At 37.0% G+C, this 15107-nt stretch carries 15 protein-coding genes; 3 read left to right on the top strand and 12 right to left on the bottom strand.

Annotated features, from left to right (window positions below):
- The first annotated feature begins 60 nt into the window (after positions 1 to 60).
- Positions 61 to 2169 carry an anaerobic carbon-monoxide dehydrogenase catalytic subunit gene (gene cooS / locus PRVXT_RS06315; RefSeq protein WP_350344814.1) on the top strand — a complete coding sequence of 703 codons (2109 nt, stop codon included), beginning with the start codon at positions 61 to 63 and terminating at the stop codon, positions 2167 to 2169.
- Between the two features lie 52 nt (positions 2170 to 2221).
- Here the strand turns inward: cooS and PRVXT_RS06310 are convergent, their stop codons facing one another.
- From PRVXT_RS06310 to PRVXT_RS06280, 7 genes are all read right to left on the bottom strand, one after another.
- Positions 2222 to 2554, bottom strand: a complete 333-nt coding sequence (locus PRVXT_RS06310; protein ID WP_350344813.1) for a hypothetical protein — start codon at positions 2552 to 2554, stop codon at positions 2222 to 2224.
- 115 nt (positions 2555 to 2669) lie between these two features.
- Positions 2670 to 3980 (bottom strand): MFS transporter, encoded by a 1311-nt coding sequence (locus PRVXT_RS06305; RefSeq protein ID WP_350344812.1) that lies wholly within the window; start codon positions 3978 to 3980, stop codon positions 2670 to 2672.
- Between the two features lie 803 nt (positions 3981 to 4783).
- Positions 4784 to 5353, bottom strand: a complete 570-nt coding sequence (gene pyrE, locus PRVXT_RS06300) for an orotate phosphoribosyltransferase (RefSeq protein WP_350344811.1) — start codon at positions 5351 to 5353, stop codon at positions 4784 to 4786.
- Between the two features lie 14 nt (positions 5354 to 5367).
- Positions 5368 to 6276, bottom strand: a complete 909-nt coding sequence (locus tag PRVXT_RS06295; RefSeq protein ID WP_350344810.1) for a dihydroorotate dehydrogenase — start codon at positions 6274 to 6276, stop codon at positions 5368 to 5370.
- Complete coding sequence (locus PRVXT_RS06290; protein ID WP_350344809.1) at positions 6269 to 6979, bottom strand: dihydroorotate dehydrogenase electron transfer subunit; 711 nt, start codon at positions 6977 to 6979, stop codon at positions 6269 to 6271. The genes PRVXT_RS06295 and PRVXT_RS06290 overlap by 8 nt, the downstream gene beginning before the upstream one ends.
- Before the next feature lies 1 nt (position 6980).
- Positions 6981 to 7871, bottom strand: a complete 891-nt coding sequence (gene pyrF, locus PRVXT_RS06285; protein WP_350344808.1) for an orotidine-5'-phosphate decarboxylase — start codon at positions 7869 to 7871, stop codon at positions 6981 to 6983.
- Position 7872: 1 nt separating this feature from the next.
- Positions 7873 to 9129 (bottom strand): dihydroorotase, encoded by a 1257-nt coding sequence (locus PRVXT_RS06280; protein ID WP_350344807.1) that lies wholly within the window; start codon positions 9127 to 9129, stop codon positions 7873 to 7875.
- A gap of 364 nt (positions 9130 to 9493) precedes the next feature.
- Between PRVXT_RS06280 and pyrB the strand changes: the two genes are divergently transcribed.
- Both pyrB and PRVXT_RS06270 read left to right on the top strand, forming a co-directional pair.
- On the top strand, positions 9494 to 10429 hold the full coding sequence (gene pyrB / locus PRVXT_RS06275) for an aspartate carbamoyltransferase (RefSeq protein WP_350344806.1): 936 nt from the start codon (positions 9494 to 9496) through the stop codon (positions 10427 to 10429).
- Complete coding sequence (locus PRVXT_RS06270; RefSeq protein WP_350344805.1) at positions 10422 to 10856, top strand: aspartate carbamoyltransferase regulatory subunit; 435 nt, start codon at positions 10422 to 10424, stop codon at positions 10854 to 10856. Before pyrB ends, PRVXT_RS06270 begins: the two co-directional genes overlap by 8 nt.
- Before the next feature lie 145 nt (positions 10857 to 11001).
- Here the strand turns inward: PRVXT_RS06270 and PRVXT_RS06265 are convergent, their stop codons facing one another.
- The 5 genes from PRVXT_RS06265 to PRVXT_RS06245 all read right to left on the bottom strand — a co-directional run bounded on the left by PRVXT_RS06265 (position 11002) and on the right by PRVXT_RS06245 (position 15102).
- A complete protein-coding gene (locus PRVXT_RS06265) occupies positions 11002 to 11634 on the bottom strand; it encodes a response regulator transcription factor (RefSeq protein WP_350344804.1) in 633 nt (210 codons plus the stop codon).
- The gene (locus PRVXT_RS06260) at positions 11606 to 12712 is read right to left on the bottom strand and encodes a sensor histidine kinase (protein ID WP_350344803.1); all 1107 of its coding nucleotides are present in this window, start codon (positions 12710 to 12712) and stop codon (positions 11606 to 11608) included. The genes PRVXT_RS06265 and PRVXT_RS06260 overlap by 29 nt, the downstream gene beginning before the upstream one ends.
- A gap of 148 nt (positions 12713 to 12860) precedes the next feature.
- Positions 12861 to 13976, bottom strand: a complete 1116-nt coding sequence (locus tag PRVXT_RS06255) for an ABC transporter permease (protein WP_350344802.1) — start codon at positions 13974 to 13976, stop codon at positions 12861 to 12863.
- Entirely contained in the window at positions 13973 to 14665 is a 693-nt protein-coding gene (locus PRVXT_RS06250; RefSeq protein ID WP_350344801.1) for an ABC transporter permease, read from the bottom strand. Before PRVXT_RS06250 ends, PRVXT_RS06255 begins: the two co-directional genes overlap by 4 nt.
- On the bottom strand, positions 14662 to 15102 hold the full coding sequence (locus PRVXT_RS06245; protein WP_350344800.1) for an ABC transporter permease: 441 nt from the start codon (positions 15100 to 15102) through the stop codon (positions 14662 to 14664). Before PRVXT_RS06245 ends, PRVXT_RS06250 begins: the two co-directional genes overlap by 4 nt.
- Positions 15103 to 15107 lie beyond the last annotated feature (5 nt).

Genomic DNA, 15107 nt, shown 5'->3' with positions numbered 1-15107 from the left:
AAACTAGAATGTTTATTATACATTATACAAAAGCTATAAAAAAGAACAGGAGGTATTAGCATGTTTGAAAAATTTAAAAAAACGATAAAACCAGGCAAGGTATCTGACAAAGCTGATGATTCTCTTTTAGCTGGTACAAACGATCCAAAAGATCACAGTGATTTGCATACAAAAGTTAAAGTTGATTATCAAAATTTAGAAAAATCCCCGGAAGGTGAAAAATTATATCAATGGCAGCGTGAACATATTAAAACATCTGATCAATCCAAGGATGGCTACCCACTGAATGTCATTATAGATCCTGCCATGAGAGAAATGTATCAAGTAGTTCACAAATCTAATATGACAAATGTGTTCGATCGCTTCTCTGAGCAACAACCTCAATGTAAGTTCTGTATCGAAGGTTTGTCCTGCCAGCTATGTGCCAATGGTCCGTGTAGAATTTCTAAAAAGGCCCCTAGAGGTGTATGTGGAGTAGATGCTCACACCATGGTAGCTCGTAACTTTACCTATAGACATGTGACTATAGGAACTTCTGCCAATATTTTTCATGCTCACCAAGCGGCTCGAACACTTAAAGCTGCTGCTACCAGTCCAGAAAGTGGATTGAAAATTAGAGATGAGGGTAAGCTTAAGCGATACGCTGAAATGCTAGGTATTGATACAGACAACGACATAAACAAGGTTGCAGTGGAGTTAGCCACCTTAGTAATGGATGATATCCACAGTCCTTACCATATAGAGTCAAAGCTTGTTAACGCCTTTGCCCCAACAAAAAGGAAGGAATTATGGAGAAAACTGGGTATCTTCCCTGGTGGCGGTTATAGCGAAGTTGCCTATGCCCAAACTATGTGCATGACAAACTTTACATCTGAACCTGTAACATTTTTACTTAATGGGGTACGTATGGGTATAGCCAATGAATACCAAGGTCTCTTTGCCTTAGATATTTTACAAGAAATTTTAATAGGAACTCAAAAAATAACTGAACGCAAACAAAATATGGGGCTTTTAAAAGAAGAAAAGATAAATATTATAACAAATGGTCACATGCCCCTTCTCGCCCACGTTGCTATAGAAATGGCATCTACTGAAAAGTGGCAACAAAAAGCAAAAGAAGCAGGAGCTGAAGGTATACAGGTTCTCGGACACGTCTGTGAAGGTCAACAGTTGTTAAACTATGAGGGTTCGCAACAAATGAGTGCTTATGTAGGCCAAGAAGGAGAATGGCTATCAGAAGAGTATCTATTAGCCACAGGAGTTGTAGATTTATTTATGTTTGACTATAACTGTACTGTTCCTACTCTTCCTATATATGCTAAACGTTTTGGCACAAAACTTGTCAGCACCCATCCAGTAATTAAACTTCAGGGAACAGAAACTATTGATTTTGTTCCAGAAAAAATGGAAGAGCAAGCTGAAAAGGTGCTGGATATGGCACTAGAGGCTTATAAAAAACGTAAAGAGGAAAATAGAGAAGTATATATTCCACAGCACACCTCTGACTGTACCGTTGGGTTTAGCACTGAATCGGTAAAAGAAGCTTTAGGAGGCTCACTTAAACCACTAATTGAACAGATAGCCAACGGAAATATTCGTGGGATTGCTACAATAGTTGGTTGTACCACCGCACAATATGGTCAAGGTGGTAGCAACATATTTAAGATTACTAAAGGGTTAATTGAAAATAATATACTAGTGCTTTCAGGCGGTTGTACATCTGCAGTTATGGAGTACACAAACTTAACTAACCCAGAAGCTGCTGAGGAAGCTGGCGACGGACTTAAAGCAGTTTGTAAGCAGCTAGGGATACCACCTGTACTATCGTATGGCGCTTGTGTTGATATAGGCAAAATGACCCATACCGCCATGGAAATTGCTGATGAACTAGATGTTGATACCAACAAACTTCCGTTAGTAATTGGAGCTCCCGAATACCTTGAGCAAAAAGCAGTAGCAGACGCTTGTACAGCTGTTGCTTTAGGTTGGCTAGTTCATGTAGCTCCTGTGCCTTCTGTTACTGGAAGTGAGGTTGTAGTAGAAACACTGACTAAAACTACTGAAACCTTAGGTCTTGGAAAGCTTATGGTAGAATTAGATGCTGAAAAAGCAATTCAAACCTATGTTGACCACATCGAAGGCAAGAGAAAGGAACTGGGGTTAGAATAGAAAAAAGGTCAGGCAGGTTTAAACCTGCCTGACCTTTTAAATAAATCCACAACTACCTAGTAGAGCGATAATAAAAGTAACATACAGTAAGATAAGCTAAAAGCAGCACTATATGCTCACCGGCTAAAACAAAAAATAGTGAGTATATGGCTAATCCAAAAACAGAGCCATACCTAATAAAATCCTTGTACATATCTGTAAGTTCAACATCTCTCTCATATTTTAGTCCTCTGCGAAACAACATATAGGCCTCTTCAGGATCGTATATAGCAAAAAGCTCCATCCCTATAACTAAAATAGATGTGAAAAACAAAATTATCCTGATAAAAATTAGTTGCCCGTCTGGCGATGAGCTTGATGCAGAATCAAGTGCTAAAGCTTCCATAGATGTAACGCTGACAAAGATAAATAAAGCGATTATAAAAAAAACTGCAAACATAATGCTTTTGTTAATTTTAAAGATAATTCCACCTCCAAATTTAACTAATTTAATCTATGGACTATCCCTTTTTAGATACAGGTTTTGGTGATATGGCTGAAGCTATAATTGCTAGGGCTGGAAATACTGCTGTTATAATTAAAATCTCTGTGTATCCTCCAAAAATATCATAAGCAAACCCAAATGGTAGCGGACCTGCCGCCGACCCTATTACCATGCCAGTCATCGTAAAACCTTTGATACTTCCTAAGTGTTTTCTGCCAAAATAATTAGGCCAAATCATATTGTTAGTAATGGCAAAATAGCCATTTACTCCTCCCCATATAACTCCTAAAATAACAACCATTATTGTTGATGTCAAATTAAAGTATTTAACTGTCAAAAACATCGCCACAATTAAGAAGAAACCAACAAAGGTAAAAGCCATTATGAGGTTATCTTTATATTTATCACCAACAACACCGGCTATAAAATTATTTACAAACTGAGAAACAGCATAGATACTTAGCACCGATGCTGCAAGCATAGGGGCGTTATCGCCAGAAAATCCTAAATAATCCATAATCGAAGCCAAGTGGAAAGTCAGTCCTGTATTAAGAGCAGCAGGAACTGTTACACAAAACAACAGCAGCCAAAATGCCCTAGTCTTCATAGCTTCTTTTAGCGTCCATGAAGTTTCGTTGTTAGCCAGTTTTACATCGGCTTTAGTTAAATCTAGATTTTGATTATGACCATCTGGTGCTTCACCAATATCCTCCGGCCTGTTCTTTACAAAAATTATAGCGATAGGAAGCATAATAACTAATAAAAGAGTCCCCCAGACCAACCAGCCTACCTGCCATCCAATATTTTGAATTATCCAGGTGTTTAAAGGAGGTAAGATAAATGAACTTGAAACTGCTCCAATAGCCATAAGGCTGAGCGCTTTCCCTCTATGCTTGTAAAACCATTGTGGTATCAAAGTCGATGACATAAGAGTCATCGACCCCTGCCCTAAAAGCCTTACAGAGAAAAACCCTAAAAGCAGCATCCATGGAGCAGATACAAATACCATCCAAAAGCATGCTATGGCAAAAAGCGAAATAATAACAGGCATTACCCTCCTATGCCCCTTAACATCTAAAAGCTTGCCAACAAAAGAAATCAAAAGCCCAGCACAGAGTGTTCCTATTGAATATAAGCTGGATACATAAGATCTAGACCAACTAAACTCTTCAATATATGACTCTATAAAAACAGAAACGGAGTATGTCTGTCCAGGACCGGAAAAAAACACCCCGAAAATACCTACAACAACAATAATCCACCCATAAAAAAAAGGCACTTTGCTTGCCAATTTATCTTTTTGATTTAATACTACATTGTTTTCCATGTCTCTCCCCCATATCCGTACAATTTTTCAGCCATAGTTCTATTATAAGGAATTTCGGATGTGGAAACAATAGGTAGTTTGAGTATGAGAGACGAAAGCTTATAAAAGCGAATTTACAATTGTTGGGATAACGGGTCCCCTATTTTGTTATGGTGGTTTTTACTAACATCAGACCTTATACTACTGATTACCATTAACAAAAAAATTAGCCGCGAAAACGTATAAATTAGCTACATGCTGGGTCTGAAACTCACTCCAAATTTGCTTATTCTGCTTGGCCGTAGATACAGTAGTTGGTTCTATAGATTTTACCGCTTGTGCTTACTGAAGGGTTTGTCATTTACTGGCAGGGCGGATTAGTACTAGTAGTATGAGGTGAGAAGTAAGAGGTTGGACAAATGGCCAGAAATTAATGCTTGTGAGTAGTGTGAAGTGGGAAGTTAGAAGTTGGAATCAACTTTGGTAACCATATAAGGATACCCAAATGGCCAGACTGCTTAGGAGTGCCTAGATTCTAGGCGCAGTTGATGGAACAGGGCCGGGAGCGTATCTTCTAATACGTGACTGGTCTGGGCTAGCAATTGCAACACCGAAGATAGGTGCTGATAAGCTGTCTGCAGCAGAGGAACTCCGTAGCCCAGAGGTAAATGACAAACCCTGAACTGACCTACGTGGGTTTGACATTTGTGTGGTCCTGCGCCCTTTGGGCTAGATCCTTCGGCAAGCTCAGGATGACTTCTTCAACAAAAAGGGAGCTGGCCTGTTTTAGCAGGCCAGCTCCTTTTTATTATAATAGGATTCATTTATTTCTTCCCGGTACTCCCAGGCTTTGTAGTTGGCATTTTTTCCTTGCACATCGGGCAGTTATGAGGTTCGTAACTTTTTATATCCATTTCATATAAGCTGTAAAATTCGTACCCCACATCCTTGCCTGCTGTTCTATCAACGGCACAACCTACTGCGACTACCTCTCCACCTAGGCCTTCTACAACCTCCATAACTTCTTTTACAGAACCACCGGTTGTAATAACATCTTCTACAATTAGCACCTTTTCACCGGGTTTTATGGTAAACCCTCTTTTAAAAGTCATCTTTTTTTCCACTCTTTCGGCAAATATGCTTTTTACTCCAAGCTTTTGTGCTACGTTAAAACCAAAGATAAGACCTCCCATAGCTGGCCCTACTACCACATCTATTTCAAGGTGTTTAATTTTATCTACCAAAGCTTCCGATAGCAAGTTGCTGTACTTAGGATATTGAAAAACCTGAGCACATTGCATGTATTTATCGCTGTGCCTTCCAGACGTTAGCACAAAGTGTCCAGTTTGTAGAGCGTTACTTTTTTCAAAAGCCTCTAATATCTTTTTATCCATTTATAACTCCTCCTTTATTTATGGGCGATTCCTACCAGTTGGTTTATATCTTCAATATCATTTTCCTCTAGGTACATCTCTAACCCTTCAATGATTTCTTGACAAGCCAATGGATTGACAAAATTTCCAGTCCCTACAGCAACCATTTGGGCCCCCGCCATGATAAATTCCAATGCGTCCTGCGAGTTAACTATTCCTCCCATACCTATAATAGGTATATCGATATGAGGATAAACCTGATAAACCATTCTTAAAGCTACAGGCTTTATTGCAGGACCTGAAAGTCCTCCAAAGGTGTTACTTAGCACCGGCCTTCTCTTCTTTGTATCTATAGACATACCTAACAAAGTATTGATTAAAGAAATCCCGTGGGCTCCTCCATTTTGGGCAGCTTGTGCAATGGATACTATATCTGCAACATTAGGGGTTAACTTGATGATAATCGGTTTTGAAGTTACTGCCACTGTTTTGCGTGTAACCTCTTCTACAACCTTAGGATCTGTTCCAAAGGCAATACCCCCTTCTGCGACATTAGGACAGCTTAGATTTACCTCTACGGCATCAACTTCAGTACTGTCTAAAAATCTTACAATCTCCACATACTCATCAACATCTTTGCCAGCCACATTGGCAAAAACTGTACATCCATCTTCTTTCAACTTAGGCAGGTGCTCTTTAGCAAAAAACTCCACCCCAGGATTTTGCAGACCTACACAGTTTAGCATGCCGCTAGGGGTTTCTATGCTGCGTCCAGGAGGATTGCCCTCCTTCTCATTTAGCGTCATACCCTTTGAAGTGATAGCCCCTAAAATATTAGGGTTATAAAACCTTTTATACTCTGAGCCAAACCCATAAGTCCCTGATCCTACAGTTACTGGATTTTTCAATTTAAGTCCCGCAAAGTTTGTAGCTAAATTAGTCATTAAAAACAACCTCCTCTATAGGAAAAACCGGACCATCGCTACACACTAGCTTATATCCATGTTTAGTTTGACAGTTGCAAACAAGGCAAGCCCCAACTCCACAAGCCATATGCTGCTCAATAGAGATTTGACCGGGTATATTTTTCTCTTTGCAAACCTGTTGCAGCGCTTTAAGCATTCCTTCAGGACCACAGGCTATTACATAGTCATAAGATTTGCCCACCTTTGAATTTACAAACCTATCTATTACTGTCTCCCCTTCGGATGCGAAACTTTTGTATATCTTGTTTGGGAATTTATCATGCAAAAATTCATCGTTGTTATACCCTAAAAAAACATCTGCTTTATCTAGTGCTTGAGCTACTGAAAGAATTGGAGCTATCCCCATTCCCCCTCCTAATATAGCAATCTTTTTGTTTTTGATATCTAGATTAAAACCTCTCCCTAAAGGTGGCGAAAACCTTATTTCACTACCTTTAATCCTTTTGCTAAGCCATTTAGTTCCTTCACCCACCACTTTATAAACTAGCACAAAACTTTCTTTTTTACTTTGGCAAACGCTTATAGGTCGTGGTAACAACTTGCCATCACATACTACATTGATAAACTGTCCTGGCTTTGCAGAAAGATTTGAGTACTTAATTTCCATTTCAAATATATCATCAGCTAAAAATTGATTTTTTTCTACCTTACCTGTAAGCATATTATTTGCCCCTTTTTTGAGCTAAAGCAGAGTTTATATCTTTTATCATGTTTTCTAAGCTCTTTTTAGCAAACTTTGCATAATCTTTTTCATCTGCTTTAACTTTTTTATAGTAGGAAGTAATACCTCTTGATGAATTTACAACGGCCCCTAGCCCTTCATCATCAAAGGCATCTACGATATCTTTACCGCTACCTCCTTGGGCGCCATAGCCTGGAACTAGCATAAAACCTTTTTGTTTCTTTCTTAGCTCAGCTAGCTGGGCTGGATGAGTAGCACCCACCACTACACCCATATCAGAGTATTCTCCCTTACAATCTTCATCTAAAGTAGCTATAATGTCGCTAATTTTATGGTAAACCTTTTGACCTCCTTCAACCTCTAGATCCTGTAGTTCTGCGGACGAAGGGTTAGATGTTTTTAGCAAAATGAAAAGACCTTTTCCCTCTTTTTTAGCTACATCTACAAAAGGCGTTAACCCATCTGTTCCAAACAAGGGGTTTACTGTGATGCTATCTATGGAAGGCTCCTGAAGAAGACCTTCTGCGTATGCTAAAGCTGTGCTACCTATATCCCCCCTTTTCACATCAGCTATGGTTAGAACATCTTTTTCTTTACAATACTTTAAGGTTTCATAAAAGGCTTCAATCCCTGCCAACCCGTAGCGCTCATAAAATGCCACCTGAACCTTTATGGCAGGCGTTAAATCAGCCACACTGTCTATTATATTTTTGTTGAACTCCAAAAACATCTGAGGGATGTTTTCCTTTTGCACAGATACATTATACTTTTTTTGTAAAAACTCAGGCATCATTTCCATGGTAGGATCTAACCCCACCACACATGGGTTGTTTTTTTCTTTTATTGCTTTAGAAAGCTTTGCTGCAAACATATTACCCCTCCTTCTCATTATTTTTATAAGCTATGTTCCCATCGACTATAGTCATGTGAACATCACCCTTTCCTGCTTTAAAGGCAAAGGGTGTCTTTTGTCCCTTAGAAAATCTAGGTTTTTCTTCTATGATATACTCTTTATCCATATCAACTATGGTAAGGTCAGCTGGTACACCTTGTTTAATTTCTCCGCCTGTAAGCCCTAATATTTTATGGGGTTTTTCGCTTAATAACTCCACAACTTTAGCTAGTGTAAGCTCCCCTTTGTTGACTAAATCCAACATAAGCTTTGCTGTAGTCTCTAACCCTACAATTCCAAATGGAGATTTTTCAACCTCCATTTTCTCCTCAGGACTATGAGGTGCATGATCTGTAGCTACTGCATCTATTACTCCAGTTTTTATTGCATCTAAAACAGCTAGCCTATCTGCTTCGCTTCTAAGAGGAGGGTTAACCTTTGCAATTGCCCCCATTTCTTCAACAGCTTTGTCGGTTAATAAAAAGTGATGGGGGCAAGCCTCCGCTGTAACAGGCGCTCCATTTCTTTTAGCTTCTGCTATAAGATTTACACTTTCTTTAGTACTAACATGAGCTATATGCACAGGTGTATTATGCCTTTTAGCAAGCCCTATCTCCCTTTTGACCATCTGCCACTCAGATTTGTTGGAAATGCCTTTTATCCCTAATTTTTCGCTTACTTCACCTTTATTTATATGTCCGTCTTCTTTTACTTCACAGTGAGAAACAATAGTCTTATTCAAACTACTACCTTTTAATAGCGCTTTTTCCATCATATCTTTTTCTACTACCGGCTGACCGTCATCTGAAAATCCAATCACCATATCAGATACAGCCTCAAAATCTACTAATTCTCTACCTTGCTGCTGAAAAGTTTTGCTAGAAAAAGCAAACACTTTACATACACCCTCTTTTTTTCCCCTTTCAAGAAATCTAGCAATTTCTTTTTTGTTATCTAATACTGGGTTGGTGTTTGGCATGGCACAAACCGCCGTAAACCCACCTGCCACTGCTGCCTTTGTCCCCGACTCTATATTTTCTTTATATTCTTGCCCGGGGGTACGTAGATGAGTATGGATATCTATAAAACCCGGCAACACGATTTTTCCTGTAATATCTACAATTGGTAACTCTCCTTCTATCTGTTTAGAAACTTTTACTATTTTGTTCTCTTTTACTAAAATATCTTCTTTAATAAGCTTCCCGTTTATAAAAACCTGTCCATTTTTTAAAATCATCTTTTTTCCCCCTTTTTTACATAAAAAAAGACAGCACCCCTAAGATTAGGTTCTGCTGTTTTAATTTGTTTTATCATAATATTCCCTCCTTTTTAGTCTCTCGGGACTAACTTTAAAAAAGGTTACTTAAATTTAGACAAAATTTTTTTGCCTCTCGGGCAAAATTAAAATTTGTATTTACTCATTTATTGCTTGACTTCAAGCTTACACCCTGCCTATTTATTTGTCAAGAGTAAATTTTAAAGATAGTTAAATCAAAAGCTAAAAAAATTTGCATTTTTTTTTAAGATATGCTATAGTTTTTGACAAGAAATATTCACTTTCTTTAATTCGGTCCAGAGAGGCCATAAGGAGGTCAACAACAATGAAATTAAACTGTAAACATTTATGTCATTCTTTAGATTTATCTTTGGAGGAGTTAGACTATCTTTTTAATTTAGCAAAAGAAATGAAAAAAAATCCTGCTAAGTATAGCAACTCACTAGCAGGACATATTTTAGGAACGTTGTTTTTTGAACCCAGTACTCGAACCCGACTTAGCTTTGAATCTGCAATGCTTAGGTTGGGTGGTCAAGTGTTGGGTTTTTCTGATTCCGATCAAAGTTCTGCAAAAAAAGGGGAAGGCCTTTGGGACACCGTAAGAGTTATGGACGGGTATTGCGATATTATGGTTATCCGCCATCCAAAAGAGGGTTCCTCATTATTAGCGTCAGAGTACTCACAGGTGCCTGTTATAAACGGTGGTGACGGAGGACATCAACATCCCACTCAAACTCTTACCGACTTATTTACAATAGTTACTGAAAAAGGTAGTTTAGAAAACAAAAACTTTGCTTTTGTAGGAGACTTAAAGCATGGGCGAACTGTTCATTCTACACTGCTTGCTTTAGCTAGATATAAAGGAAACAAGTTTACACTTATCTCTCCTTCAGAGCTTAAAATTCCTGCTTACCTAAGAGAACAACTTACTAAAATGGGCGCAGAGTTTGAAGAAAGCACAGACTTAAAATCAGCAATTTCTGATGCCGATGTGCTATATTCGACGAGAATTCAAAAAGAACGCTTTTTCAATGAAGAAGACTATCTAAAACTAAAGGATAACTACATCATCAACAACTGTGTGTTATCACACGGCAAAGAAGATATGCTTGTCCTTCACCCCTTACCTAGAGTTAATGAGATTTCAATAGAAGTGGATAGCGACCCACGGGCTGGCTTTTTCCGCCAAGCAAAGCTGGGAGTCTATATTCGCATGGCATTAATTCATACACTAATTAAAGGGGGACAAACCAATGCTTAAGGTAGCATCTATAAAAAATGGTGTTGTAATTGACCATATTACTCCAGGAAACGGATTAAAAATCTTTTCAAAACTAAACTTAAAAGATATCGACGAGCCTGTTATTTTGCTAAGAAATGCAGACAGTTCAAAAGCTGGTAAAAAAGATGTGGTCAAAATTGAAAATTTCTATGACCTTCCTCTTGAATACCTTGGAATTTTAGATAGCAACATAACAATTAACTATATCAAAGATGAAAAAATAATTGACAAAAAGAGCGTATCTTTACCTTTGAAAATTAAAGGCATAGTAAAATGTAAAAACCCAAGGTGTATAAGTTTTGAGCAAAAGGATGTATCACCTGAGTTTACGTTAAACAACAGAGAAGACGGATATATATGCTCCTACTGCGAGGAAACTACTAGCTTAAAAAGGATAAAATTATAAAGTGAGACTTCAATCAGTGGGGAGGCTTACAACCAGTTATCCTACGATAAAAAGAAAGGCAACTTTGCAATCTAGCGAAGTTGCCTTTCTTTATGCTCACTATTTTACTGATGTAGCTATAAGAAGGGTGATAAAAGGTAATCTTTTAGTTTTTTAAGTAATATATTGCCAACTGGGTTCTATCTCTTAAGCTGAGTTTGTCTAACAAGCTGGTTATATAATTTCTTACCGTACCCGGACTTAGATGCAAGATATCGGCGATTTCCTTGTTGGAAAGTCCCTCAGCTACAAGCTCTAGTATCTCTATTTCTCTATGACTTAAATTTTGATCTAAGGTGAAATCGCTTTTTTCTTCCTTAAGCATGCCTTTTAAATTATCTATTACATCACTATCTAAAATTGAATTACCACCCTTATATATAGAGCGAACAGCATCAACTATATCTTCAGACCTTTGACTTTTTAAAATATAACCGTTAGCACCACTTTTTATCGCCTTTGCTATATAGCTTTGTTCTTTAAAAGTTGTTAAAATTAGAATCTTAGCATGCTGATATTTATCTTTAATAACCTTTGTAGCTTCTACTCCGTCCATTTCAGGCATCCTTATATCCATAAGAATAACATCAGGACACAGCTTCAAGGCTAAATCAATCGATTCTTTTCCGTTTTTTGCTGTAGCTATAACTTCTATATCTTCCTCTAAATCTAGAATCATTTTTAAAGAGTCCCTTATAAGCCCATCATCATCAACTATTAACACTTTCAAATAGCACATCCCCTTCCTTGCTATTTTGAGGTAGTAAAAAAACCATTAAAAACCCTTTTTCAGAGCTTATAGATATAGTACCACCAGCATATTTCACTCTCTCCTTAATAGAAGATAATCCTAAATTCTCCTTTATATTGCCTTGACACCCTCGTCCATTATCTTTAACAAAAACTCTAGTAAACTTTTGATTGCTGTTTATAGAAATTTCCACCTCTGTTGCGTTAGAGTGTTTAACTACATTTGTAAGAGCTTCCTTAATGTTAAAGTAAATAATTCCTAAGTGCGAAGAGGATATTTGATTAAAATCTCCTTGTTTATTATACCGAATCTTACAAAAATTAAAGTTGTTTATTAAGTTGTCAACAAACCCAATATTTATATCCTCTTTAGGCTTTAAATCATGTACTGTAGTTCGCAGCAATTCTAAACTTGACCTCATTTTTTCTATACAGTCTTCCAACATTTTTTCCGCTTTGTCTTCTTCTCGTTTAAACACTTTTTTTATAGCCTGTAGTTGAAAAAGCTGCCCTGCTATACAATGGCCTAGCTCATCATGGAGTCGAACAGCTATTCTGTTTCGCTCTTTAAGCCCAGCTAAGTACACAGTTTGATTATTAGATTCTAGTAAATTTTGTTTTGCTTTCTCTAAGCTGTATCTTAATTTTCTTTCTTTATCATAGGCTTCCTTAAGACTGACCTTGCTGTCATAAAGGGCTCTAGATGTTTTGCCAAAATACCAGCTTATTAGTAATAAAAACACTGACCACACCAGAAACTCTAATTCTAAAGTTAAGGTGACAGCTAAAATTGGTAAAGCAAAGATTTCTAGCCTATTGAAAAAAACTTCATACAACCCCAAGGCCAACAACGGGCTATAGACAGGGTTTAAAATGCTTGCAAAAATTATGATAATAACTTGGCCCACCAAAGCAGCCTTGTTATATTTGGAAAATTTGTCGCGATAAAGGATTATAATTAGTAACAACAAAGTTATTATAACATCTAGGTAGCTTAATTTCTGATAGGTGATTAAATTAACTATCACAAATATTAAATAAATAAGTTTTAGGTATAAACTTTTCATTTTACAACACTACTTTCGCAACCTTTTATTTATAATTTATCATTAAATTTCAAACTGGTAAAGCCCTCAAGCTTATCTTTACTATATCGCGTCGTACATCAGTTATTAATAAAGGTCTAGTTGGCTAAAACTCAACTAGACCTTTGCTTTATTCCTCTATATTGCTTAAGCCTTTTTTCTTTGCTCCAATTAAGAAAAATACTATAGCAAATAGTGTCAGCACTATAATATTAGGCAGTATTTCCATAAAAGTGGCCCCAATAACAATTTGATTAGCTCCGTCTATTGCCCAGTAAGTTGGTAGAAAAAGGCCTATTTGTTGCAAAACCTGGGGCATCATTTCATAAGGCCATAACGCTCCTCCAAGCATTGCCATTGGAACAATTAAAAAGTTTGCTAGCACATCGGTTTGCGCTACATTTTTTGAAACACTGGTTATAGCTATACCAAAGGCTAAAGAAACCACAGAAAATAAAGCGAAAAATGCATATAACATAAAAGGCGACTGGCCTAAGTTTATGTTAAAAATTTGCGATAATATCACAAAAGTTAGAAGCACCTGAAACAAAGAAATAACCCAAAAACTTAATAAATTTTGCAGCATATAACTTTTTATCGATAAAGGTGAAATCGCTATCCTATTAAAGGTAAGGATTTTTCTATCCTCCATAATAAGTGAAGTTGTACTAGTTGCTAGGAAAAGCATCCCCATAACTAAAAAACCTATGGCAGAGAAAATCCCCCAAAGTGGTATTTCCTCAGATTGCTCAGGCCTTGTTATGGTATAACTGTAGTTTCCGGATCCCAGCTCCTCCATACCTTTGTTAAACTGCTGCCAGTCCTCTGCAGACTTTGCTATATTTTTAGCACCTGATATAAAATTTTGGATTGTCATTTCAGCCGTCATAGCTACATAAGGCTCTATACCTTTATAAGCTGTTAAGCTCATATCCTCTTCTGCTAAAATGCTATTTTTATAGCCTTTTGGTATTACAATGCCGTAATCAGCCTCCCGTCTTACAAGATGGCTTTGTATTTCCCGTTCATTAACTAACATAACATTGTTTTCTTCTTCCAAGCTAGCTATTAAAGCCTTACTAAGCTGCGTATTATCATAATCAACAACTGCAATGTTAATTCCTTGGAAGGATCCCGAAAAAATTAACGAGATGACAGTTAGCCAAATAATAGGAAAGAGCAACATATAAATAAATGATTTACCTTTTCTTTTTAGTCTTTTAAAGTTAGATATAAAGATACTCACTTAAGCTCCCTCCTTTTTTTAGCTATAAGTGCCAGCGTAATAAACACCGCTGTTATAATTAACAATCCAACAAAGGAGCGTAAATAATAAGGGTTTGGACTGTAAATACTTTCAAACAATAAGTTTTGTCCATAATAGTTAGGTGATAAAACTCTCATAAAGCTTAAAATGCCGCCAGGGTTTTGAATTGGTATAAATCCCCCACTTAAGGAAGTCGAAACAATAACAAATAAATTTAAAAATGTCACCGGACTTGCCCCGCCGTCTTTAGCTGCCATAAAAAAGTTTAAAATACCCAAGCTTATTGTCATGATGCTAAAAAACAGCATAGTTACAAAAATCATATGGAGGTTATCACCCCAGTTCACTCCAAAAGAAAATTTTGTAAAAATAATTATAATAGTGCCCTGAACCATCAATGTCAGTAGTGTAGCTAGGAGTTTCCCTGATATAATTTCAATATCTTTTATAGGAGAGGTCCTTAACCTAGAGCCCATAGTTTCATTTTTAATCTCCTGCATATTTTCATTAGCATATAAAGAGCCCCACATTAACGTCATTATAAGCATCGTTATACCATAGTAATCCATGGCAGACGGCGGCTTAAAATCATCACCGAGATAAACAGAATCAATGTCTCCCTCAAAATGCTGGTAATGTTGAAGCTGACCATCATCTATTACATTCATAGCATAAGTTGTATTGCACCTTTTATAAAGGAATTCATTATATTGGTAAATATAGTATAGTTAAGACCTTGTTCATGCTTTGAATATGTGTTAATCCTACCCTCTTCTAATTGGGCTGGCAAGTGTATAAATGCAAATTTATCTCCGCTTTCTATTTTGTTTATTCCCTCATCATAACTGTATACTACATCGACACTTATCAACTCTTCCTTTTCAACCGTGCTTATAAACTGCTCAAATGCCTCCCCTAAATAAGTTTTTTCTTCATTTAATACAGAAACCTTAACTGTATCTATTTGGCGTACTTCAAAGTCGTTTTGTAAGGCATTTCCTAAAATTAAGATCAACAAAATAGGATATGCCACCATATACATTGAAGAGCTTATATCTCTTAAATTTCGCAAACATGTATAGTAAGCAATTGTAAATATCTTCATAATTA

Origin of the sequence: Proteinivorax tanatarense (assembly GCF_040267685.1) — a bacterium.
GTDB classification, from domain to species: Bacteria; Bacillota; Proteinivoracia; order Proteinivoracales; family Proteinivoracaceae; genus Proteinivorax; species Proteinivorax tanatarense.
Note: the sequence above shows the minus strand (reverse complement) of the source record. Positions and strands in the feature narration are given on the sequence as shown.

Coding starts and splice junctions, on each gene's coding strand:
- PRVXT_RS06295 (WP_350344810.1), bottom strand. CDS start 6,276: ATGACTAATTTAGCTACAAACTTTGCGGGACTTAAATTGAAAAATCCA.
- PRVXT_RS06270 (WP_350344805.1), top strand. CDS start 10,422: ATGCTTAAGGTAGCATCTATAAAAAATGGTGTTGTAATTGACCATATT.
- pyrF (WP_350344808.1), bottom strand. CDS start 7,871: ATGTTTGCAGCAAAGCTTTCTAAAGCAATAAAAGAAAAAAACAACCCA.
- PRVXT_RS06260 (WP_350344803.1), bottom strand. CDS start 12,712: ATGAAAAGTTTATACCTAAAACTTATTTATTTAATATTTGTGATAGTT.
- cooS (WP_350344814.1), top strand. CDS start 61: ATGTTTGAAAAATTTAAAAAAACGATAAAACCAGGCAAGGTATCTGAC.
- PRVXT_RS06245 (WP_350344800.1), bottom strand. CDS start 15,102: ATGAAGATATTTACAATTGCTTACTATACATGTTTGCGAAATTTAAGA.
- PRVXT_RS06280 (WP_350344807.1), bottom strand. CDS start 9,129: ATGATTTTAAAAAATGGACAGGTTTTTATAAACGGGAAGCTTATTAAA.
- PRVXT_RS06305 (WP_350344812.1), bottom strand. CDS start 3,980: ATGGAAAACAATGTAGTATTAAATCAAAAAGATAAATTGGCAAGCAAA.
- PRVXT_RS06290 (WP_350344809.1), bottom strand. CDS start 6,979: ATGCTTACAGGTAAGGTAGAAAAAAATCAATTTTTAGCTGATGATATA.
- pyrE (WP_350344811.1), bottom strand. CDS start 5,353: ATGGATAAAAAGATATTAGAGGCTTTTGAAAAAAGTAACGCTCTACAA.
- PRVXT_RS06265 (WP_350344804.1), bottom strand. CDS start 11,634: ATGTGCTATTTGAAAGTGTTAATAGTTGATGATGATGGGCTTATAAGG.
- pyrB (WP_350344806.1), top strand. CDS start 9,494: ATGAAATTAAACTGTAAACATTTATGTCATTCTTTAGATTTATCTTTG.
- PRVXT_RS06250 (WP_350344801.1), bottom strand. CDS start 14,665: ATGAATGTAATAGATGATGGTCAGCTTCAACATTACCAGCATTTTGAG.
- PRVXT_RS06310 (WP_350344813.1), bottom strand. CDS start 2,554: ATGGAAGCTTTAGCACTTGATTCTGCATCAAGCTCATCGCCAGACGGG.